The 19,424-nt window shown below is 45.5% G+C and carries 22 protein-coding genes; 8 read left to right on the top strand and 14 right to left on the bottom strand.

The window, feature by feature from the left end:
- Positions 1-15: 15 nt before the first annotated feature.
- A complete protein-coding gene (locus ABIX36_RS24050) occupies positions 16-189 on the bottom strand; it encodes a hypothetical protein (RefSeq protein WP_348084714.1) in 174 nt (57 codons plus the stop codon).
- Positions 190-346: 157 nt separating this feature from the next.
- Here ABIX36_RS24050 and ABIX36_RS24055 point away from each other — a divergent pair, with 157 nt between their 5' ends.
- Genes ABIX36_RS24055 through ABIX36_RS24065 form a run of 3 tightly spaced genes read left to right on the top strand, consistent with a single transcriptional unit; the run spans position 347 to position 2,075 of the window.
- Complete coding sequence (locus ABIX36_RS24055; protein WP_348084715.1) at positions 347-688, top strand: metalloregulator ArsR/SmtB family transcription factor; 342 nt, start codon at positions 347-349, stop codon at positions 686-688.
- On the top strand, positions 675-1,169 hold the full coding sequence (locus tag ABIX36_RS24060) for an SRPBCC domain-containing protein (protein ID WP_348084716.1): 495 nt from the start codon (positions 675-677) through the stop codon (positions 1,167-1,169). Before ABIX36_RS24055 ends, ABIX36_RS24060 begins: the two co-directional genes overlap by 14 nt.
- Positions 1,170-1,175: 6 nt before the next feature.
- The gene (locus ABIX36_RS24065; protein ID WP_348084717.1) at positions 1,176-2,075 is read left to right on the top strand and encodes an alpha/beta hydrolase; all 900 of its coding nucleotides are present in this window, start codon (positions 1,176-1,178) and stop codon (positions 2,073-2,075) included.
- On the opposite strand, the gene ABIX36_RS24070 is transcribed toward ABIX36_RS24065, so the two are convergent.
- Positions 2,076-3,284 carry a hypothetical protein gene (locus ABIX36_RS24070; RefSeq protein WP_348084718.1) on the bottom strand — a complete coding sequence of 403 codons (1,209 nt, stop codon included), beginning with the start codon at positions 3,282-3,284 and terminating at the stop codon, positions 2,076-2,078. It lies immediately after the preceding gene.
- 180 nt (positions 3,285-3,464) lie between these two features.
- Here ABIX36_RS24070 and ABIX36_RS24075 point away from each other — a divergent pair, with 180 nt between their 5' ends.
- Positions 3,465-4,274 carry a lysophospholipid acyltransferase family protein gene (locus ABIX36_RS24075; RefSeq protein ID WP_348084719.1) on the top strand — a complete coding sequence of 270 codons (810 nt, stop codon included), beginning with the start codon at positions 3,465-3,467 and terminating at the stop codon, positions 4,272-4,274.
- A 45-nt stretch (positions 4,275-4,319) separates the two neighbouring features.
- On the opposite strand, the gene ABIX36_RS24080 is transcribed toward ABIX36_RS24075, so the two are convergent.
- The 4 genes from ABIX36_RS24080 to ABIX36_RS24095 all read right to left on the bottom strand — a co-directional run bounded on the left by ABIX36_RS24080 (position 4,320) and on the right by ABIX36_RS24095 (position 8,754).
- Positions 4,320-5,891 (bottom strand): DUF6029 family protein, encoded by a 1,572-nt coding sequence (locus ABIX36_RS24080; protein WP_348084720.1) that lies wholly within the window; start codon positions 5,889-5,891, stop codon positions 4,320-4,322.
- 34 nt (positions 5,892-5,925) lie between these two features.
- The gene (locus ABIX36_RS24085; protein WP_348084721.1) at positions 5,926-6,405 is read right to left on the bottom strand and encodes a TlpA disulfide reductase family protein; all 480 of its coding nucleotides are present in this window, start codon (positions 6,403-6,405) and stop codon (positions 5,926-5,928) included.
- Between the two features lie 12 nt (positions 6,406-6,417).
- Positions 6,418-7,473, bottom strand: a complete 1,056-nt coding sequence (locus tag ABIX36_RS24090) for an Omp28-related outer membrane protein (RefSeq protein WP_348084722.1) — start codon at positions 7,471-7,473, stop codon at positions 6,418-6,420.
- Positions 7,474-7,650: 177 nt separating this feature from the next.
- Positions 7,651-8,754, bottom strand: coding sequence for a PAS domain-containing sensor histidine kinase (locus tag ABIX36_RS24095; protein ID WP_348084723.1), 1,104 nt, complete (start codon positions 8,752-8,754; stop codon positions 7,651-7,653).
- A 302-nt stretch (positions 8,755-9,056) separates the two neighbouring features.
- On the opposite strand from ABIX36_RS24095, the gene ABIX36_RS24100 reads away from it, so the two are divergent.
- Positions 9,057-10,055 (top strand): diguanylate cyclase, encoded by a 999-nt coding sequence (locus ABIX36_RS24100; RefSeq protein WP_348084724.1) that lies wholly within the window; start codon positions 9,057-9,059, stop codon positions 10,053-10,055.
- Here ABIX36_RS24100 and ABIX36_RS24105 read toward each other — a convergent pair.
- The 8 genes from ABIX36_RS24105 to ABIX36_RS24140 form a co-directional block, all read right to left on the bottom strand.
- Positions 10,009-10,509, bottom strand: coding sequence for a luciferase family protein (locus ABIX36_RS24105; RefSeq protein ID WP_348084725.1), 501 nt, complete (start codon positions 10,507-10,509; stop codon positions 10,009-10,011). The genes ABIX36_RS24100 and ABIX36_RS24105 overlap by 47 nt on opposite strands.
- Positions 10,510-11,421: a hypothetical protein gene (locus ABIX36_RS24110; protein WP_348084726.1), complete on the bottom strand. Its 912-nt coding sequence runs from the start codon at positions 11,419-11,421 to the stop codon at positions 10,510-10,512.
- Between the two features lie 57 nt (positions 11,422-11,478).
- Positions 11,479-11,985 (bottom strand): MarR family transcriptional regulator, encoded by a 507-nt coding sequence (locus ABIX36_RS24115; protein ID WP_191190105.1) that lies wholly within the window; start codon positions 11,983-11,985, stop codon positions 11,479-11,481.
- A 57-nt stretch (positions 11,986-12,042) separates the two neighbouring features.
- Positions 12,043-12,987 (bottom strand): nitrilase family protein, encoded by a 945-nt coding sequence (locus ABIX36_RS24120; protein WP_348084727.1) that lies wholly within the window; start codon positions 12,985-12,987, stop codon positions 12,043-12,045.
- Between the two features lie 125 nt (positions 12,988-13,112).
- Positions 13,113-13,493, bottom strand: a complete 381-nt coding sequence (locus ABIX36_RS24125; protein ID WP_348084728.1) for a hypothetical protein — start codon at positions 13,491-13,493, stop codon at positions 13,113-13,115.
- Positions 13,494-13,604: 111 nt separating this feature from the next.
- The gene (locus ABIX36_RS24130; RefSeq protein ID WP_348084729.1) at positions 13,605-15,851 is read right to left on the bottom strand and encodes a CRTAC1 family protein; all 2,247 of its coding nucleotides are present in this window, start codon (positions 15,849-15,851) and stop codon (positions 13,605-13,607) included.
- Between the two features lie 183 nt (positions 15,852-16,034).
- Positions 16,035-16,592: a hypothetical protein gene (locus tag ABIX36_RS24135; RefSeq protein WP_348084730.1), complete on the bottom strand. Its 558-nt coding sequence runs from the start codon at positions 16,590-16,592 to the stop codon at positions 16,035-16,037.
- A 115-nt stretch (positions 16,593-16,707) separates the two neighbouring features.
- Positions 16,708-17,043: a DUF6616 family protein gene (locus ABIX36_RS24140; protein ID WP_128535453.1), complete on the bottom strand. Its 336-nt coding sequence runs from the start codon at positions 17,041-17,043 to the stop codon at positions 16,708-16,710.
- 287 nt (positions 17,044-17,330) lie between these two features.
- Here ABIX36_RS24140 and ABIX36_RS24145 point away from each other — a divergent pair, with 287 nt between their 5' ends.
- The 3 genes from ABIX36_RS24145 to ABIX36_RS24155 are packed head-to-tail and all read left to right on the top strand — an operon-like array spanning position 17,331 to position 19,409.
- Complete coding sequence (locus ABIX36_RS24145) at positions 17,331-18,314, top strand: SDR family NAD(P)-dependent oxidoreductase (RefSeq protein ID WP_348084731.1); 984 nt, start codon at positions 17,331-17,333, stop codon at positions 18,312-18,314.
- 1 nt (position 18,315) lies between these two features.
- Entirely contained in the window at positions 18,316-19,107 is a 792-nt protein-coding gene (locus tag ABIX36_RS24150) for an SDR family NAD(P)-dependent oxidoreductase (protein WP_348084732.1), read from the top strand.
- A complete protein-coding gene (locus ABIX36_RS24155; RefSeq protein ID WP_348084733.1) occupies positions 19,107-19,409 on the top strand; it encodes a hypothetical protein in 303 nt (100 codons plus the stop codon). The genes ABIX36_RS24150 and ABIX36_RS24155 overlap by 1 nt, the downstream gene beginning before the upstream one ends.
- Positions 19,410-19,424 lie beyond the last annotated feature (15 nt).

Consider the following 19,424-nt stretch of genomic DNA (forward strand, 5'->3'; position numbering starts at 1 on the left):
AAGCTGCGGCGGCTGCTAATTAGTCAAAAACGGGTTTCCCCATTTTTTATTGGTATAAACATCCTTGCCGCTAAGTGTTCCCAAAAAAGCCACTATAGCATTCTGTTGCGCTACGCTTAATCGCAGGCTTTGCCCGCGACCGCTGCCGTTAAGCTTAGCATCCAAATTTGTATTTGCTGGGCTTACCACAATATGATTATAATGATTAACCACCGCAGCTAAATTAGCCAGGCTGCCATTATACAGCTACTGCCTGATATATTGTTATTTGCCGATAACTAAAAAATTAAATTAACACTTGCGCAATCATATGATTGCATTTATATTTGCAACCATATAATTGCATATGATTGTTAGAAGAGACGTTTTCCAGGCTATTGCCGACCCCACCCGCAGGCAGATCATCAGTCGTATAGCGGCAGAGGCCATGAATTTGAATGCTGTGGCCGAAACATTCGATATCAGCCGGCAGGCGGTATCCAACCACATTAAAATTTTAACAGAGTGCGGACTGGTCACCATCCGCAAGCAAGGTCGTGAACGTTACTGCGAAGCCAAACTGGATCAGCTAACCGAAGTAGCCGATTGGGTGGCCGAATCGAAAAAACTATGGGCCAGCCGCTTTACCGCGCTGGATAATTATTTAAGTCAGATACAAGCAAAACCTACAACTGATGGAACAAAGTAGAAACACCGAAACCAAACCAAAAGAGGTTTGGATAAGCCACCTATGCGATGCCCCGCGCGAACTGGTTTTTAAAGCATGGACCGACCCCGAACAATTGAAACACTGGTACGCGCCAGACGGCTGCACCATTGATATATTTTCGATGGACGTAACACCGGGCGGTACTTTTCAAACCTGCATCCATAACCCCACTTATGGCGATTGCTGGTGCAAGGGCGAATACCTGGAGGTTGTTTTCCCCGAGAAGTTGGTATTTTCGATGTACATTACCGATTCGGATGGCAATCGCCTGGCAGACTCGGGCAAGGACGAAAAATGGCCCGGAGTCATCATCACCACGGTAACTTTTAAAGCTATTGGCGCTAAATGCAGCTTCACGCTGCACCAAACCGTATCAGAAGAATTGGCGAAACAAACGGGTGCTTACCAAAGCTGGTTGCAGATGTTTAGCAATTTAGATGATTTAACAGCCAAAGCCTGATCGCTCATGAAAACAATAAGCAAGATACAGCAGGCAATTTGCCTAATAGTAATAGCCTCTTTTATGTGCGCCTGTGGCGATACCGTAAGCAATAAAACTTCAACGCAAAACATTACCACCATGAAAACTGACAGTATTAGCGAATACAAAAATGTTAACGGTATTAAAATGTATTACGAGATCCACGGCAAGGGTATGCCGCTTGTATCGATCCATGGCGGTGGTTCTACCATCCGCACTACATTTGGGCGCACGCTGCCACTTTTTGCGCAACACAGGCAGGTAATTGCTGTGGAACTGCAAGGCAACGGCCATACCAGCGACCGCGATGCCCCATACTCTTTTGAACAGGATGCCGCCGATGTGGCCGAATTGCTAAAACAACTGGGCATTAAACAGGTCGATTTTATGGGCTTTAGCAATGGCGGGCATACCACGCTGCAAATAGCTATGAGCTACCCGCAGCTTACGCGCAAAATTGTAGTAGCCTCTGCATTTACAAAACGCGAAGGTGCCCAACCCTGGTTTTGGAATTTTATGAGCAAGGCAAGCTTTAAGGATATGCCGCAACAGTATAAAGATGAGTTCCGTTCCATTAACCCCGACCCACAGGCGTTGCAAAACATGCACGATAAATCGCTCCACCGGATGCAGCAATTTAAAGACTGGTCCGATGATGCTATCCGCGCTATAAAGGTGCCCACGCTTATTATCACCGGCGACGCCGATGTTGCACCGCCCGAACATGCCATAGAAATAACCTGCCTGATACATGGCGCCAAATTGGCTGTATTCCCAGGCGGGCATGGCGAGTACCTGGGCGAATTGGTAAATGGAAAAAAAGGCAGCAAAGTACCCGAGCTAACAGTAGCCGTGGTAGAAGAATTTTTGGATGCGAAAGAGTAATTATTTCACCTGCGGCACGTACTGGTAAACTACCTCGTAGGGGATATTTTTTAGCTTGGCAGATAGCTGCCCAATGCGCAGGTCTTCGCGCTGCGGGGTAGGCTCGCAAACCGAGTAGGTATTGCCTTTATAAACAATTGGGCTGCCTACCGGCTTGCTAAATTGCACCGCCATTGTAATATGGGTTGGGTACAGCAGGGCTATCATGGGCAGGTTGTAAATTTCTTTTACGAGGTAAAAAAACAAAGCGGCGCGGTCGTCACAATCACTGTACTTGGCAAAAAGGGTTTCCTCCGGCGAGAGGCGTTTTTCCTTACCGTAATTCTCTTCGTCATTTTCGTATAAGAAAGCATATCGGGTAAAATACATCAGATAGTCAACCCCCTTCTTTTGGTTCATGCCTTTCAAATTTTGTTTCAGTAGCGGGATAAGCGAACTATACGTTTCCTTACTCAGCGGGATATTAAAGTAGCTTTCAAAATCAACGCCCGGGTAATTCATAAAAATGGTTTCTACATCAGGGTTCAGTTTAATGTTGAAATAGTAAACCTTATGGTGATAAGTAAATTGCAGTTCTTTTTCCTGGTAGTCGCCTGCCTTAAAATTTGGCATTCGGGTAACTTTATAGGAGAAAGCTTTTTTTGCTTCGGGGATGCTTACGGCTACAGGCACTGGGGGATCCTGGTTCATATCGGCCTTAGTGTAATCGTGGTAGTTAAGGCACATGTATTTTTCACCGTCCACCTTAAATGAGGGGATATCTGATATATCCTCATCGTTCAGCACATAAAATATGATCTTTTTATCGCCGGTTAGTGCCAGCCGGGCATCGTACCCGCTTTTTGCCAGCAGGAACCATTTATATAAAGTATACCGCCCGTAGTTATCGGCTTTGGGGCTTATTTGCTGCGCCGTTTTGCGGATGAGCTGGTAATACAACCAGTCGTTTAGTTCGTATCGGTTTTTGTAGGCGGTTAACGAATCTATAACCGGTTGGTAATTGCCTGCGTTGAGTTGTTTATAAAAATCTTTTACCGCTGTCTGGGATAATTGCGCCGGCACATCCAATATCAGCGCCTTGTCTATCTGGCTGTTGAAAGTACCGTTATAAAATTCAAAGCATATCCGCTGTTCGTCCGCCCGTGCATTTAAACAGCACAGGGTAAAAACCACCAGGCAGGTGAAATATGTTTTAGTAAGACGGTACAATTTAGATTTATAATTGGTAGTTTAAATTTACACAGAATTAACTTAATAATAACAAACAATTAACACTTAAATTATTCAGCCATAATTAAAACACTAAATCCGTACTGTAATCCAACTTAATAGTATTGATACTTTCAGTTAACATCTGTTAAATACTTTTGCAGGATAACTCAGGTAACTATGACGGCCATTTCTAAAGCAGACTTTTCTAAGGCAGCCGGCATTAATGGCCTTCCCCTGCTCTCTTCATTTTTAATGAACACGCTAAAAATCGACGCTTTTAACAGCATGATGGAAAATGCCAGGGCTTTAAAAGGCGTAGCGTTCGCAGATCACCTGCTTAAAATATTAGGGGTTACCATCATTATTGATAATGAGGCACTCGCCCGCATCCCTACAGATGGCGCATTTATTACAGTGGCCAATCATCCGTATGGTGCTATCGAGTCGCTGGCCCTGTTAAGCATCCTGGCGAAAAAACGCCCCGAAACCCTGTTCATGGGTAATTTTTTGTTAAAGAAGGTCCCCAACCTTGCCGATCATATTATCGCTGTAAATCCTTTTGAAAACATAAAAGATGCTTCCAGTATCAGCGGATTGAAAACCACGCTTAAAGTATTAAAAGAAGGCGTGCCGGTAGCTATTTTCCCGGCAGGGGAGGTTTCATCGTACTGCTTCAAGAAAAATCAGATAACCGATAAGGAATGGCACCCGGTAGTAGGCAAAATCATCGCGAAAGCAAACCAACCCATCCTCCCGGTATATTTCCATGGCAATAATGGCCTGCTGTTTAGCCTGGCAAGGTTTATACACCCTTCGCTACAAACCATTATGCTTTTTTCGCAGCTGTTTAACAAACGGGGGCATAAATTATACGTTAAAATAGGACCGCCTATACTTCCGGGGGAAGTAGCAGAGCACCATAGCAACGGCACTACACTAAGCTACTTGCGCGAAAAAACCTATGCGATGGGTAGCGGGTTAAAGTAAACGGCAAAAATTGCCGCTCCTGTCATCGACAATACGCTAAATATTTTATTTGCTGAATGTTGTGGTTAGTGTGGCCGTAATGCCTGTTGCCGCAGGTACATACCGGCAAATACCACCTACGCAGAACAACCCGGCGCGCTGCCGCCCATAACTTAACGAAAAACGGCTGCCGCCGTTCGTATAGCTACCGCCTAAATTTGGATAATGTATTTTGGTTACGCCATAGTTATACAGATCGCTTAGGTAAACCGAATACTTGGGGGCAAAACCTAACTCCAATACCGATGCAAACCAGTTGCCGTCATCCTGTTTGGTAAACAGGTTTTGGATCTCGTACCGGATAGATCTTCTTTTAGCGTACTTATACAGCGCGCTCAATACTACAATATTTGCTTTCACATTATCGTGCAGGCCACCCTCCACCACGCTTTTGTTATAAAATATATTATAATAAGACAGGTTGGTGCTGAAGGTTTTGCTCCAGGTTTTGCGCCAGTCGATACTGGCATCGTTGTAATAGGTTTGCTTGCCGGGGCTAAAAAGATCATCATTATCATTAAGTCCCCGGTAATGGGCAACATTAATAGCTATGCGAGATGGCTTGCCCGCGTCGCCTTTTATGGTATAAAATAAATCGAGCTGACCGCCGGTTTCGGCAAAGGCCTGGGCCGCGTAAACGTAGATGTTTGTGGTCAAATAATCGTGTTGCCTGGTTAGTGCCGGTATAAAGTTCACCGGTACCGATGTGCCCGTTTCGCCCCGCTCGCCCCTAAAGTCGAGATTCTCAATACTGCGGAGGGTAAGGTTTGCACCAAAATTATTTTTGGCATAAGTGCCGTTTATTAGCAAAGCCTTGCCGGTTGTTTTATCGTTATTGTTGCTTACGCTTGGGTCGCTGCCTTTTTGTACGTATTCTACATCGAGCGAGGCGGTTGGGCCGCTGACACCCAGCCGGCCCGAGATAGCATTCACCGTAGCGTTTATTTCGGGATCGGGGCCGGTGTATTCCTGGTAACGGCTCACAAAGCTGAACCCTCCCGATAAGCGGGTGCTGTCGTTGAGAAACGAGCCGATTTTGGAAAAATCAATTTCGCCATCTATTCCCCGTACTATCGAGTTGGCGCGCTCAAAAACCTTGCGCTGGTTACCATAAAGGGCTTTCAGATTAAGAAAAGGAAAGGGCTTAACGGCGATGTGCACCCCTTCCACGGCGTTATTGATCCCTATTTGCCGGTTTTCATAGGCACGAAATATGAGCCCGCTACCAAACTGATCGTAAAAATCGCCCACCTGTATCGAGAAATTTTTTGACGCGTATTTAAAATACCGATTGATGAGCTTGCTCTTTTTAATATCATAGGGATAGCCGGCTATAGAAGGCAAGTACGCCTCATATTGCAACCCGGCCGAGAATGCACCAATATTATAATCAAGCTTGAGATAATTATTGGAGCCAACCCTATCCTGCGGTAAAACAGCGTTTATCTTTTTATCGGGCTGGTAAAATTGCGTGTACGATTCAAAGCTTCCGCTTAAATGGCCGCCAACATCCGGCAGTTGCGCTTGGGCTAAGCGGCAAAAACAAGTAAGCAGCAGTACGCCATAAATTTTTTTCATGAATGCAGATTTGGTTAGGTGGATTGGCTACAGATCAAAGGCTCTTTAACTTATCATAAAGTTCCTCTTCGTTACCGGGTACGTAGCCGGTATGCTGGTAAACTATTATGCCCTTTTTGATGATCATCACATAAGGGATATCGTTGATATTAAGCGCTCTTTTTAAATCACCGTTAGCATCGGTATAAAAATCAAAATCCCATCCTTTACCCGCAGCGAACGACCGTACCTTGGCTGTTGTGCGTGCATCGTCAACAGATATGGCCAGAAATTTAAAAGGGGTAGCTTTTTTCAGCCCGGGCAGGTCATCATTTATGGTCTCCAGTTCGGTAATGCAGGGCAGGCACCATGTAGCCCAAAAACTAACTATAGTAGCTGTGTCACCTTGGGCAAGCAGTGTATTAAAAGCTACCTCTTTACCGGATAGCGCCTTTATTTTTACGGAAGGCAATTCGCTTTGCGCCATGCAGGGCAGGGTAAAGCATATTATGAGTACTGTAAGCAGTTTATACATGGTATAATTGGTTTAATAGTTTTCGGTTTGGCCGGCGTTAACCACCTGGGCGTTTAAAACACCCCTACTGCTGCTTGCGGCACTGTCATAAAGCACAAATGCAACGATGCGGGTCCGTGCTATCTGGTAGCCTGCTGCATCTATTACAAAATCTTTTTGCCAAACGTTATCCTTTGTTTGCTGTGCTACGGGCATGCTATCGCCAAAAATATCGGTAGCGGTGCTTCTTAAAATATTATGGTGAATGAAGCCTTTAATGGGGTTAGGCAGGTTAAAATGCCCGTAGTTGGTTTGGTTATAGGGCACGTTATCTTCAACCAGCATTACTACCAGCTTTAAAGGGGCGGTGATAGTTGAGCCAAACCGGATGCTGGTTTTCACGGCTATTTTGCTGCCACTGATACTTGTAGCTATACCAATCCCCAGGGGCGCCTTGTTGCTGGCCAGTGCATCGAGTTTGGAAGTGTTTCCATCCCAAAAGCCATTCCGGTTCAACAAAACCGTGGGCACGCCATTCACATTAAATTTGCTGCGCAACTGGGGGTCGTATTCGTATTGAAAAGGGTCGTCGCTGCCTTTTGGGCCGTGTATGCCTATCATAATAGTTGATGGATTGTTAGCGATATAATCATCCAGCGGTATCAGTGTACCCGGGCATATACCACACCAGGTGCCGGTAAAAAATTCGGCTATTGTTTTTTGGGTAAATATAGGCGCGGTACCACTTTCTGCAATGATGTTGATCACCGGCGAAGACAGCGCTCCGTTCCGGGCTTTTACCTGGTAGCTGCCCGGTAAGCTGGTAGCAAAGCTATTCATCTGAATTTCCTGTCCGTTTATTAAGAACGACGTAGTTGAGGTAACATCCAAATTGTTTGCATCTTTTACCGTAAATGTGGCCTGCTCTACCCCATCGGCAGCGATGCGCGTTTTATCAGCGGTGATGGTAAGGCTTTGAGGTGTGGCAGGCACAACGCCTACCGCGTCGTTTGAACTATTGTCTTTTCCGCAGGATGCAAAAATTACTATGGAAAGCACAATCAACAGATGGGGTAACAGCTTCTTCATGATGCAATTGTTTGGTTTACCCGTTGGTAGGTAATCGGGGAGAAACCTTACAGCTTTTTACGGTTTTTATTGCCGGCGCACAAAAGAGGTAATGTAGGTGCTTCTTAAATGAAGAATTTACCGGGCATTGTGCAGAGAAGGAGAAAGGATAGCGGGTATTGTTTTTTACAAAAGCTTTTAGTCCCTAAAGGAGATATTGAACCGGGCACCTTTGTTCACTTCGCTATCAATAGTGATGTGGCCGCCGAGGCTGGTAATGTGGTTGTAAACTAAATACAGTCCAACACCCTTGCTGTCGACATTTTTATCGTTATGAAATGTTTGGTTAAAACCGAATAGTCGGTCCTGTACTTTTTCCATATCAAACCCTTGTCCCTGATCGGTATAAATCACTTCGCTGATACCATTACGGCGATGTGAGCGGATAATGATTACTGGCACGCTATCGGGCTGCGCATACTTTACCGAATTGGTAATCAGGTTTAGGAAAACGCTTTCCAGGTAAACCCTGTTAAACTTCACAGTGGGTAACTCAGAAAAATCCACGTCTATCACCGCCCTCGAGTCCTTTAAAAACGATCGTAATGATAACAGCACCACACTAAGGCATTCGTTAAGATCCAAGGCTTCTAACGCTACGTTTAAAACATTATTTTTGCTTAAGGCATCCATGTAGCCATTCAGTGTGTTCTTCAGGCTATCTGTCGCTGTTTTAAGCATCTCAATAAATTCCAGGGTTTCGGGGTCCTTAATTTTATTGGTATCCAGCAGGCTAAACACCGATAGTAAATTACCAACCGGCGAGCGAAGATCATGCGAGGTAGCGTAGGTTAGCTGCTTCAGGTCGTTGTTAGTGCGGGTAAGGTTAGCTATTTCGGTATTACGTGCCTCTTCCTGTTTCTTTTTATGGGTGATGTTTTTGGCGATGGCAAAAACCACTTGCTCGTTCTCTATCGGCATCGATGTCCACGACAGCCAAACCACTTCGCCTGCCTTGGTGAGGTACCTGTTCTCGAAGTTTAGCAGCGGCATATTTTTGGTAAGATTTTGCCGGCTGCTGGCTGTCAATTGCTGATCATCGGGATGTACAAACGAGTTGATGGGGCTGGCAAACAATTCTTCATTGCTATACCCTAACGTGTTAGCTACCGTTGGGTTGATGCGCTTAAAAAAACCATCGTAGCCGGCTATGCATAAAAGATCGGGCGAGAGCTCAAAGAAAAGCTCGAGGTTGTAATTATTGGGTTCTTTACCGGCAGAATTAAAAACAGGAGCTAACATGAGTGCAAGTTTAAGTATTAACAAGGGTGAAGCACCGGATAAAAAACAAATTCTAAAACTAATAGTTATAATACCCGCTCACTAATACGGTAAATTTATCCTAACAGTTATAAAATAATCATTTTAATATTTTTAGTTGCAAAGTATACATGCCGTATAGTATTACCCATAATTGCTATATATTTACTTCTTTGTTATTAAAAGGCATTCTTTCCCTTCGCTACAGTAAAAGCCTGCCTTTATTGACACAATAATACATTCTATTTCTGTACGCAAGTACATTTAACCCGAGCCGATACAAAATGGATAAAACGAATACGTCTGATGAATTAATAAGCGCCATTGAGGCACTTGACTTTCAAAATAAAGAAAAGGAAAAACGCGCTGCCGAGCTCATCATTGCCAATAAGGAACTCGCTTACCAGAACGAAGAAAAAGAAAAACGGGCGGCAGAACTCATTGTGGCTAATAAAGAACTTGCTTACCAACACGATGAAAAAAGCAAACGCGCCGAAGAACTCATTGTGGCCAACTACGAACTTGTTTTCCAAAATAACGAGAAAGAAAAACGGGCGGCAGAACTAATAGTGGCCAATAAAGAACTCGCCTATCAAAATGAACAAAAGGAGGCACGGGCTGCCGAACTGATCATCGCCAATAAAGAGCTTGCCTACCAAAACGACGAAAAAGAAGCGCGCGCGGCGGAGTTAATTGTGGCTAACAAAGAACTTGCTTACCAAAACGACGAAAAAGAGGCGCGGGCGGCAGAGCTTGCTATTGCCAACAAAGAACTCGCTTACCAGCACGATGAAAAAAGCAAACGTGCCGAAGAACTCATTGTTGCCAACCAGGAGCTTGTATTTCAGAACAACGAGAAAGAAAAACGGGCGGCAGAACTAATAGTAGCCAATAAAGAACTCGCCTATCAAAATGAACAAAAGGAGGCACGGGCGGCGGAACTCATCATCGCCAATAAAGAGCTTATTTACCAAAACGAAGAAAAAGAAAAACGCGCCGAAGAACTTGCATCGGCTTACCAGGAACTAAAAAAAGCCGAAGAATATTTAAAGGATTACATCAAGAGCATGGAGGAAATGATGTTTATCACCTCGCACAAGGTGCGCCAGCCTGTCGCTAATATATTAGGCATCACAAGCATTATCGGTGGTTTTATTAATTCACCGTTCCAGCTAAAAAAGATGATCATTTTCCTTAAAAGGTCAGCGCAATCGCTGGATGGTTTTATCAAAGAACTTACCACGTTTGTAGGTGAAATGGAGGAAAAAAGGAAGGGTTACTAACGAGCGGCGAAGCAGCATACGGCTTCGCGTTTTCCTTATTCCTGCATCCTTCGTACGCCATCTTGAATAACTCAATCACATACGCAGCATCTGCTTCGGTTTCGATATAAAAGCTTATCCAGCCGTTGTTCTTAAAAACATGATGATGCTTAATGCGTTCATCCACAGTCATTAACTGTTGTTTTATTTCCCTTGTGAAAAGCATATCCAACAGGCCGTTACCGTGAATGTGCCCAAGCTGGCGCGATGCGTAATTAAACTGCAGGCCGCCGTATTTGTGAATACTTACGCGGATATTATGCCAACCGCAAACCTCGCTTTCTATGTGATCGATATAGCGGGATACCTCCGGGTGGGTAAAAAGAGTCGCTATCCGCAGCCAGGCATCAAACACCAGCGCGGCGCCCGGCACCGGTTTTAAAAAGTTTAAATATTGGCTTACAAACCTGAACATTTATTGCGCCTCGCTTATTTGTTTAATATGCTCCATTACCCTCAAATGTACATTACGGGTGACACTTTTCGCCCAGATATCGTAATACCAAACCGGGAAAACGTACAGCCGGTACCAACTGTTGCCAATAACGGTGGTGGTGTTATCGCCGTTATCCCGCAATAAAAACTGCCCGCGAAGGATATCGATATGGCCCATTATCTCCGGGTCGCGCGGTTGTCCGGTGATATCGAAGGTGAGGTTTTTATTCTCCTCGTACACTACTATCTTCTCATCAAACACATACCCGTTGCTGAAAATGCATTTCCGTTTGGCACCAACGTAGTAGCCTTCGGTGGTAGATTCTACCGGGCTGGGCATACCTACTTTAAACAGCCAGTATTTATCGGGCGAGGCATTGCGTTTGTAAGCCACCACATTTTTCCAAACCCTGCTCACCGGAGCATTGATAACAACGCGATCGGCAACCATGTTTTCGTAATGGTGTACCGAGGTTGAATCGATCACAAATAAAACCAGCAGCATCGCTAAAACACTCGCGTTAAGGGTATTGTTATTCCGCCTGAACATGGCGCGGCCCGTGAAGCAGCCGGCCACAATAAACGTCCATAACAGTGGGGATACAATAATAAGGCAAATGGCGCCTTCCCTTAAAAACAACGCACTTAATACGATAGCCACGAAGCAATTCGCAACGCATCGCGACACCAAAACCATGCTGCCTATTTCGTCGTCGCGCCAAAACCAGGCGCTGATAATGCCGACCAGAAAAGGCACAATTATAAATTCCGAATAAATTAGCACACCGCTGCTGCCCGGCCCTGAAAGGTATTTAGAGATACCTATGATAGCGAAGCCAACAGCGTTCGCAACCAGGTACCCGTTAACCTTTGGCGTAAATAATTTTTTCATGTGCGATAAGGTTATAATTAAATTTTCAGTAATATTTGAAATATATATTCAAAAAAATTATTTGAACATCTTGAAGATGGATTTCCAGAACCAGTTTTCTTCTGCTTTCAGCATGGTCTCTAAAGTTTTATCTACGTTTTTGGCCAGCTTATTAATATCGGTAACCGATTTATTAAAAGTTTTAAATGCTTCGTCCTTGCTATCGCCTTCCACTTTGCTTAGCTCATCCAAAATTTTAATGATGGGGTCCAATTCGCGTTTGCGGCGTTCTTTTGCTACCTGCCGTGCAATGTTCCAGGTATCTTTATCGGCATAAAAATACTCTTTACGCTCGCCGGCCTTATGCTGCTTTTCTACCAGTCCCCAGCTGATGAGGTCGCGCAGGGTCATGTTGGCGTTGCCACGAGAGATCTTCAGTTCCTCCATGATCTCCTCGGTAGTGAGCTCGTTGGGGCTCACCAACAGCAGGGCATGCACCTGGGCCATGGTGCGGTTTATCCCCCACTCCGATCCTAATTTACCCCACGCCTCTATAAACTTGCCTTTTGCCTCTGGTAATTGCATATACAAATATAAATATGTTTTTTAATTTTCAAAATATTTTGAAAGTTAATTTAGTCTTTACTCTTCCGTATTCAGCCAAACCACCTTTTGCTCGCTTTGGTGCGGCTGGCCAATAATGTCGCGATAAAGATCCGGCCGGCGTGCTTTGCGGTACCGGTAACCACCGGCTTTTGTTAAAGCTTCGGCGCTTAGTTCTGCAATAGCTATCTCATTATCCAGGCTGGTACATTCGGCAATGATATCGCCGTAAGGATCGAGGATCATCGAGCAGCCGTTCTTCAGCTGATCATCGTCCATCCCTATCGGGTTGGAGAACACGGCATAAATGGCGTTATCATAAGCGCGGGCCGGCAGCCATTTCATTAGCCAGGCGCGCCCTTTCAGGCCGGTAAACTCTTCGCGTAAAATTTGCTTGTTCGCTTCCTTGTCTTTCCACAATTCGGCATTCACAAACCCGGCTCCGGGCCGGGTAGATGGCGTACACATGGTTACGTGCGGCATAAAAAGGATATCGGCGCCCAACAATGCTGCTGCCCTTACGTTCTCTATAATGTTGTTATCGTAACAGATAAGGATGCCGCATGTCCACCCCAAAATCTCAAAAACAGTATAGGTATTTCCCGGTTTTATATGCGGGTTGATGAAGGGGTGCAGTTTGCGGTGCTTAGCAACCAGGCCGTTCTTATCCACACATATATAAGCCTTGTAAATATCCCCTACGGCATCGCGCTCAAATAAGCCGGCCAATATGGCAATATCATATTCAGCAGCATAGGCCGTCAATTCCTTTACGCTCGGGCCGTCAGGTATAGCTTCGCATATATCAAAAAGCTGGTTGCGGGTAAGGTGCCTTGCGAAGCTATAACCTGTAACACTGCATTCGTGAAAAGTAATTACATCGGCTCCTTCGGCAGCCGCTTTGGCGGTTAACTGTTTTATTACAGAGAGGTTATAGGCTTTATCTCCGCTTTTATTCTCGAACTGGGCTGTAGCAATTTTCATGGGCTGCATGGCTTATGGTTATGCACAAATGTAGCAAGATGCAGATAGTTTAAGCCAGCGGCGTAAACAAAAAAGCCGCTTCATATTGCTATGAAACGGCTCTCCATCATATGCTTTCGCAAAAATTAATTTGAAGCGGTAGAGCTCCAGCCATCGCTCCAGCCGGGGCTTGCTTTATCTTTACCACTTACCATTTTTTCGTATTTGGCAACCTGGGCAGTAGTTAAAACAGCTTTAATTTTTTTAACGGTAGCCGCGCGCAATGGGCGGATAGCAACCAGCATTTTATCATTATTACCTTTATGGGCCACTTTAATTTTATCAAATTTTTGTGCCGATTCGGTGTAAATAGCCGCAATTTTGGCGGTTTGCCCATCGGTTAATTTTAACTGCTGTTGCAATTCCTTTGCCTTTTCAACGGGATCTGTAGTGCCCGGGCGGCTTTGTGCATTAGCCGCTACTGTTAAGCCTAAGAACAGGCAGCACATCAACATTATTTTTTTCATGATTTATAGATTTAAGTATTTTTTAATAAGTTATAAAATTAGTTTTTAGTTTTAATAATATTAAAATAAGCCAAATATTAAGTTAATAGTTTAGCTATAAGCAGGTTATCATCATTTAAGATCTGCCGTTAAAGGCATGCATATGGCCACTCCTTTCTTATTTTTAAAAATGAGTTCTGCCAGCTGTTTTACCTTTAAATGCGCGTCGCCCTCCGTTATCTGCAAAAACTGGTTAGGTTTTACATTCCTAAACCGCTGCACCGTTTGACTGCCGGCCCAGGTTATTTCCAGTTCATCTATCATCCCGGCCTGGCCAATACCTATTTCCTGCTGTAAAGGCGAAGAGCCAAAGCTGCCGCCCGAGTTTACATCTTTATAAACGCTGCGCTTTATGCCGTTTTCGGTAAAGGATAGTTTAATATGGCTGCCGATGGCTGCTTTGTTGGCTTTTACTCCTTCCAGTTTCAGGCTTATGCAGTTGTTGTTGCTTTGCCCCGGGTTAAGGTACAACGAGCTGGTGTACGAATCGCCTTTGTAGGCGCCACCCATCTCGGCGTAAATATCCTGCACGCCGGTGTTCCTGAAATCGGCGAAGGCAACCCCGTGGCCCTTTTGCAAATTACCCAGGCGCGATGAGGTAGTAACATCGGCAAATCGCTTCCCTCCCACATTACGGAACAGTTTATTCGGCACCAGTGATTTAAAATCGGGATTCCCCGTGCCCAGGTACATATCGGGATACCCATCATTATCAATATCGCCAAAATTACCACCCATGCTAAACACTACTTTATCTAGCCCGGTCTTTACCGTAACATCGGTAAACTTCCCGTTATGATCGTTATGATATAAAAACATGTTTCCAGCCAGCGGAACAGGTTGGCCCAAAGCTTTGGCCGCCGAATAATGGCCAAGGGTAGTAGTAAAATTATAATCGGCCACTATGATGTCCTGCCAACCGTCGTTGTCAAAATCAAAAAACCAAGTGGTAAAGCTGCGTTCTTTATTACCGGCAAGCCCGGCTCCTGCAGTAGTTTCCTCAAATGCCATCGGGCCACCGGCTTCGGTTTTATTTTTAAGCAGGTGCTTTTTACCGTCCATGGTGGATAAGAAAATATCCGGCCAGCCATCCTTATTGTAGTCGGCAGAGGTAACGCCCTTTACATAGCCCTCCAGGTTGCAATGCGCCAGTTCGGCCACCTCGGTAAACGTTCCGTTTTGGTTGTTAAGATACAGCATACATCTATGTCGCCCCCCGTAATCCATCACCGGCAGGTCCTCGGCCCCTATAAATACATCCAGCCAACCGTCGTTATTAAAATCGGCCCAGGTAGCTGCCTGGGTGGGGTGGTAATACAGCAACCCGCTTTCTGTAGTCACGTCGGTGAAGGTACCATCGCCATTATTTCGTAAAAGCGAGGGCGGCTGATTGCCAAAACCGCCGACAAGCCACGCGCCGCGCAACACAAAAATATCAATGTTGCCGTCGTTGTTGTAATCAGTTTGCTGGATGTTAAGCCCGCCGGTTATACCAGTGAGCCCAGACTGTTCGGTAACGTCGCTAAAGGTGCCGTTACGGTTATTCTGAAAGTAATGCATCGGGTCTCGTAGGTCCCAACCTGATGTTACGATATCTATATAGCCATCGTTATTAAAATCATCAGTTATTACACCGCCCGCACGGCCATTAACATTTAGCCCCAATCCTTCCGCCACATCGGTAAAAGGCTTTACCTTTTCGGTTGTATCGGAGTCGAGTCCCGGGATCAAAAACTGCGCCGGCACACTTTTAGGGTATTGGCCCAGCGTCATGTAAGCGATGTTGAGCAGCCAGCGCGATTGCAGGTCGCGCGGGTCGGCTTTTAGAACCGCTTCGTAAATTTCAATTGCCTTTTTCGCCCCCGCTTGCAGCCGGTGAACGCCATCGCCCTTTATGGGAAATATGCACGACGAACCACTGTGGTTAAACATACAATTGGTCCGTTCGCCCAGGCGCATGTAGGCTATGCCGGCAAAGGGCATCATTTCGCTCAGCGCCATATAATCTACATTCTGCAGTAAATATTTGTACGCATCAACAGCTTGCTGTTCCTTGCCAACCTCCAGCGATAACTCTGCCTTGGAATACAGTACATCTAAATTACCGCCGGGGCGGCCAACTGTTAAAATAGAATCGAGCGAATCGAGTTTTACCTCGGGGCAAAAGGAATTTTTTATGTTGTAGTTCTCTTTAGACAGGTTGGCCAGCAAAGTCACCATATCCTGATGTGAGTTAGAGCGGCGGCTGAACGCAATGATGGCCACAAGCATGGCTATAAACAGTACGCCTGCGCCTATATATTTAATATTGTTTTTCATTTGGGTAATACATCTTATGCTGCAAGCCGGTAAATGGACCCGCAGCGGCATCGTGTTAATATCAGCAGCCTTTCGGGTTGCCGGTTAAGAAAATTGGGATTGTGTGTTTTACGCGTTGAGTATACCCGGCAATGGCTATGCATTGTAAACCCGGCTATGCGAAACGGCTAATACCAAATAAATTCAGGAAAGGATGCTACGGCCATCCGGTGGTTGCCCGGGGCCTTCAATGCTGGAGTTGGAGATCTGCAGCTGTGTGTACAGGTGTATTTTTTTAAAGGTGGTAATAATTGGTGTGGCAAACCGGTACTGCAGGTTCTGATGGCTATAAACAATAAGCACAAGCTTGCCAAAAGGCACATGATTTTTTTTGGGGACGGGTATATCCTTCATACCCCGGGCCTCGATGATATTTTGGCCCGAAAGCCTGGTGGTTTCGTAATTGGGCACGCACAGGAGGTACATGGCCGTTTTGGTGAGCTTCATTTTTACATAGTTGTAACTGCTGCTCTCAAAATTTATTTGCCCGGTTACATCCTGGTATTCCGCATCGTCGCCAAGGTTTGGCAGGTTAACGGGGATCTTTACTTCGGTAAGATCATGCAAATTGTAGCGGTTCTGGGCTACCTGCTGGCTAAAGAATTTATCGCACCTGTAAGTAAAATATTGATGAAAAAGCAAATGCCCCCCGATGTTGAACAACAGGATGGCCAGCAAAAATATAGCAGTAAGCTTTTTCAAAAACACACAGGTAGATAGAAGATGCCTAAAGTTGGCTATTTTCTACCAGTATTCAAAATTATTCTAAATAAGAATATAACCAAGCGTTAAAATAGCCTGTAAATTTTAACTTTTGTTAAATATTGATCAGCTTTTCAATAATATCGGCGGGCCCGCCGGCATTACCTTTAAGGTTCAACTGGTCGAAATAGTTGTACCAGCCCGCACCTGTTACCAATGCTTCAAATGATTTGGCCAACTCATCGGTAGGGAATTTCCAAACGGCAAAAAAGTCGTATCCGAGGCGTTCAACGGTATCAATATCGTTATCGCTCCAGGTAACTATCTCCACGCCCTGTTCCATCAGTTGTTGAATAGCGGGGCCAACCTGGGCCATGTAAGCGCCCCTTTCTTCTGTACTCAGATCGCGCCAGGCCTGTTTGGCCGACCATACTTCTACGTAAAATTTCATTTGCTGGGGTTTTATATTTGGTAAAACAATAATACTGATTTAAAGCGCTTTATCATCACCACCCACATTAATTTACTACTTATTGCAGTTCGCCGAAATAATCAGCCAACATCATCTGCGCTATTGAGTCAGCTGCTGCATATGCGTATAAAAGTGCCAGTAATGTTCAAACGAATTGCGTCCTTAAAAAATCGGTAAAAAAATCCTGTTTAATCTATCAATCCCTAAATCGTGTTAAAAGATTGATATCACATAGGGGTAAGCCGCCCTCGTGTTGTATTACCGGTATGAAAACCATATTTGTTACCGGCGCCACAGGTTTTATAGGGCGCGAAATCTGCCTGGCGCTGGCCAATAAAGGTCACCGCGTAAAAGCGCTTTGCCGCAATACTTCGCATCCTTATTTGATAAAGCACAAAAATATTGAGGCGGTACAGGGCGATATTTTATACCCCGATAGCCTTAAAAAAGCCATGCAAGGCTGCGGGCAGGTTTACCATACCGCCGCCCTCGCCAAAATGTGGAGCCGCAACCCTGATGCTTTTTATGATACCAACGTTACCGGCACCCGCAACGTGCTCAATGCAGCCACAAACTCCGGCGTGCAAAGGGCGGTTTATACCAGCACCTGCGGCGTTTGGGGGCCAACGCTTAATTTCCCGTTAAGCGAGGACGAGCCGCGAATAGTTGGCTTCCCCATTGCGTACGAATGCACCAAATACCTGGCCGAACTGGAGGTGCAGCAATTTGTAAAACAAGGGCTGGATGTGGTCACCGTAAACCCATCGCGCGTATTTGGCGAGGGGCCGGTTACCGATAGCAACACCGTAAGTAAAATGGTGAACGGCTACCTCAAAGGCAAGTGGCGCGTTATCCCCGGCAATGGCGAGCAGGTGGCTAACTATGCCTACCTGCACGATGTAGTAGCAGGGCACATTGCCGCTATGGAAAAAGGCATTACGGGTAACCGCTACATTTTAGGCGGGGAAGATATCAGTTTCAACAGTTTCTTTAGTGCGGTGAGGGGTGCATCGGGCATTAAACACGGTATGATCCGCGTGCCGCAAAAGGCTATTAAATTTTATAGCCACGTAGAGTGGCTCAAAACAAAACTCACCGGCCTGCCACCTTTCTTTTTACCCGAATTTGCCGATCGCCTCAAATTCGACCAAAAATACAGCAGCCAAAAAGCAACCGCGCAACTGGGTTACCGCATTACCCCTTTCGGCGGGGCGATGCAAAATACTGTAGACTACTTAAAACAAGCTTAAAATGCAACAATTAACCGCAATTATAACCGGTGCCAGCGAAGGCTTGGGCAAATCCTTAGCCATAGAACTGGCACGCCGTAACATCAACTTAATGCTGGTAGCGCTGCCCGGCTCGGGCCTGCCGCAGTTGGCCAGCTATCTCCGCAAGAATTTTGCCGTGAGGGTGGACGAACTGGAAATGGACCTTACCGATACCGATGGTTACCCGGAGATCTTCGTTCACCTGCATTTGCACGGTGGAGCCGCAAACATCCTGATCAACAACGCAGGACTGGGAAACTGGTCTTGGTTTGAGGATAAGGACCCCCTATTCTACAAAAAACAGATAGAGCTAAATGTGATTACCCCGGTTTTGCTAACGCGATTATTTTTAGAACAGGCCAACGCTGCGGTAACCTCTTACGTCCTGAACGTGGGTAGCCTGGGCGGATTATTTGTGGTGCCCAAGAAACAGGTGTACGGGGCCACCAAATCTTTCATTCGTTATTTTACCAAATGTTTACAGCTCGAATTATCGGGCAGCAATGTCCGGATCAGCCTGCTTAGTCCGGGCGGCATCAACACCAAACCCGAGCTGTTGGTAATGAACAACAAACTAAAAGGCATTGCCAGGGCAACCATCCTGGAAGCCGAAGACGTAGCACGTATAGCCATAGACGGGATGCTGAAGGGGAAAAAAGAGATCATCCCCGGTGCGGTTAACCGCGTGTTAGTCTTGCTAAATAGCATCCTGCCGGCATTTGTTAAAGAGAGCATTATCAAAAGCCGTTTAAAACTGATCCTGAAAAGCTGATGATCCGAGCAATAAACACCTGCCGCCATGTAAAAAACCTTTGCCGGTTTTTCAACAACATCCACAATACATTTGAGGTGCCGGACAGCGAAACCATTGCCGTGGTTTCGGGTAAGTTTAGCGGGCTTACCTTTGCGTTTGAAACAGGCATCTGCACCGTAAGTACCGCTAATGGCTGCACTTCTTTTGATCTTGCCGACGACTTTAGTCCGGAGGTATTAGTGCAGGTGCTGATGAAACACCATATTATAAAATACGGCGACCTGGAGGAGGCGCATGGTGTTTTTATTATGCAAGCATAGCTTTTGCATGTGTAA

Origin of the sequence: Mucilaginibacter sp., from assembly GCF_039925265.1 — a bacterium.
In the GTDB taxonomy this organism is placed as follows: Bacteria; Bacteroidota; Bacteroidia; order Sphingobacteriales; family Sphingobacteriaceae; genus Mucilaginibacter.

What these genes read in the sequence shown, in the direction of transcription:
- ABIX36_RS24055 (WP_348084715.1), top strand. Translation starts at nt 347, where the DNA reads ATGATTGTTAGAAGAGACGTTTTCCAGGCTATTGCCGACCCCACCCGC.
- ABIX36_RS24060 (WP_348084716.1), top strand. Translation starts at nt 675, where the DNA reads ATGGAACAAAGTAGAAACACCGAAACCAAACCAAAAGAGGTTTGGATA.
- ABIX36_RS24065 (WP_348084717.1), top strand. Translation starts at nt 1,176, where the DNA reads ATGAAAACAATAAGCAAGATACAGCAGGCAATTTGCCTAATAGTAATA.
- ABIX36_RS24075 (WP_348084719.1), top strand. Translation starts at nt 3,465, where the DNA reads ATGACGGCCATTTCTAAAGCAGACTTTTCTAAGGCAGCCGGCATTAAT.
- ABIX36_RS24080 (WP_348084720.1), bottom strand. Translation starts at nt 5,891, where the DNA reads ATGAAAAAAATTTATGGCGTACTGCTGCTTACTTGTTTTTGCCGCTTA.
- ABIX36_RS24085 (WP_348084721.1), bottom strand. Translation starts at nt 6,405, where the DNA reads ATGTATAAACTGCTTACAGTACTCATAATATGCTTTACCCTGCCCTGC.
- ABIX36_RS24090 (WP_348084722.1), bottom strand. Translation starts at nt 7,473, where the DNA reads ATGAAGAAGCTGTTACCCCATCTGTTGATTGTGCTTTCCATAGTAATT.
- ABIX36_RS24095 (WP_348084723.1), bottom strand. Translation starts at nt 8,754, where the DNA reads ATGTTAGCTCCTGTTTTTAATTCTGCCGGTAAAGAACCCAATAATTAC.
- ABIX36_RS24100 (WP_348084724.1), top strand. Translation starts at nt 9,057, where the DNA reads ATGGATAAAACGAATACGTCTGATGAATTAATAAGCGCCATTGAGGCA.
- ABIX36_RS24105 (WP_348084725.1), bottom strand. Translation starts at nt 10,509, where the DNA reads ATGTTCAGGTTTGTAAGCCAATATTTAAACTTTTTAAAACCGGTGCCG.
- ABIX36_RS24110 (WP_348084726.1), bottom strand. Translation starts at nt 11,421, where the DNA reads ATGAAAAAATTATTTACGCCAAAGGTTAACGGGTACCTGGTTGCGAAC.
- ABIX36_RS24115 (WP_191190105.1), bottom strand. Translation starts at nt 11,985, where the DNA reads ATGCAATTACCAGAGGCAAAAGGCAAGTTTATAGAGGCGTGGGGTAAA.
- ABIX36_RS24120 (WP_348084727.1), bottom strand. Translation starts at nt 12,987, where the DNA reads ATGAAAATTGCTACAGCCCAGTTCGAGAATAAAAGCGGAGATAAAGCC.
- ABIX36_RS24125 (WP_348084728.1), bottom strand. Translation starts at nt 13,493, where the DNA reads ATGAAAAAAATAATGTTGATGTGCTGCCTGTTCTTAGGCTTAACAGTA.
- ABIX36_RS24130 (WP_348084729.1), bottom strand. Translation starts at nt 15,851, where the DNA reads ATGAAAAACAATATTAAATATATAGGCGCAGGCGTACTGTTTATAGCC.
- ABIX36_RS24140 (WP_128535453.1), bottom strand. Translation starts at nt 17,043, where the DNA reads ATGAAATTTTACGTAGAAGTATGGTCGGCCAAACAGGCCTGGCGCGAT.
- ABIX36_RS24145 (WP_348084731.1), top strand. Translation starts at nt 17,331, where the DNA reads ATGAAAACCATATTTGTTACCGGCGCCACAGGTTTTATAGGGCGCGAA.
- ABIX36_RS24150 (WP_348084732.1), top strand. Translation starts at nt 18,316, where the DNA reads ATGCAACAATTAACCGCAATTATAACCGGTGCCAGCGAAGGCTTGGGC.
- ABIX36_RS24155 (WP_348084733.1), top strand. Translation starts at nt 19,107, where the DNA reads ATGATCCGAGCAATAAACACCTGCCGCCATGTAAAAAACCTTTGCCGG.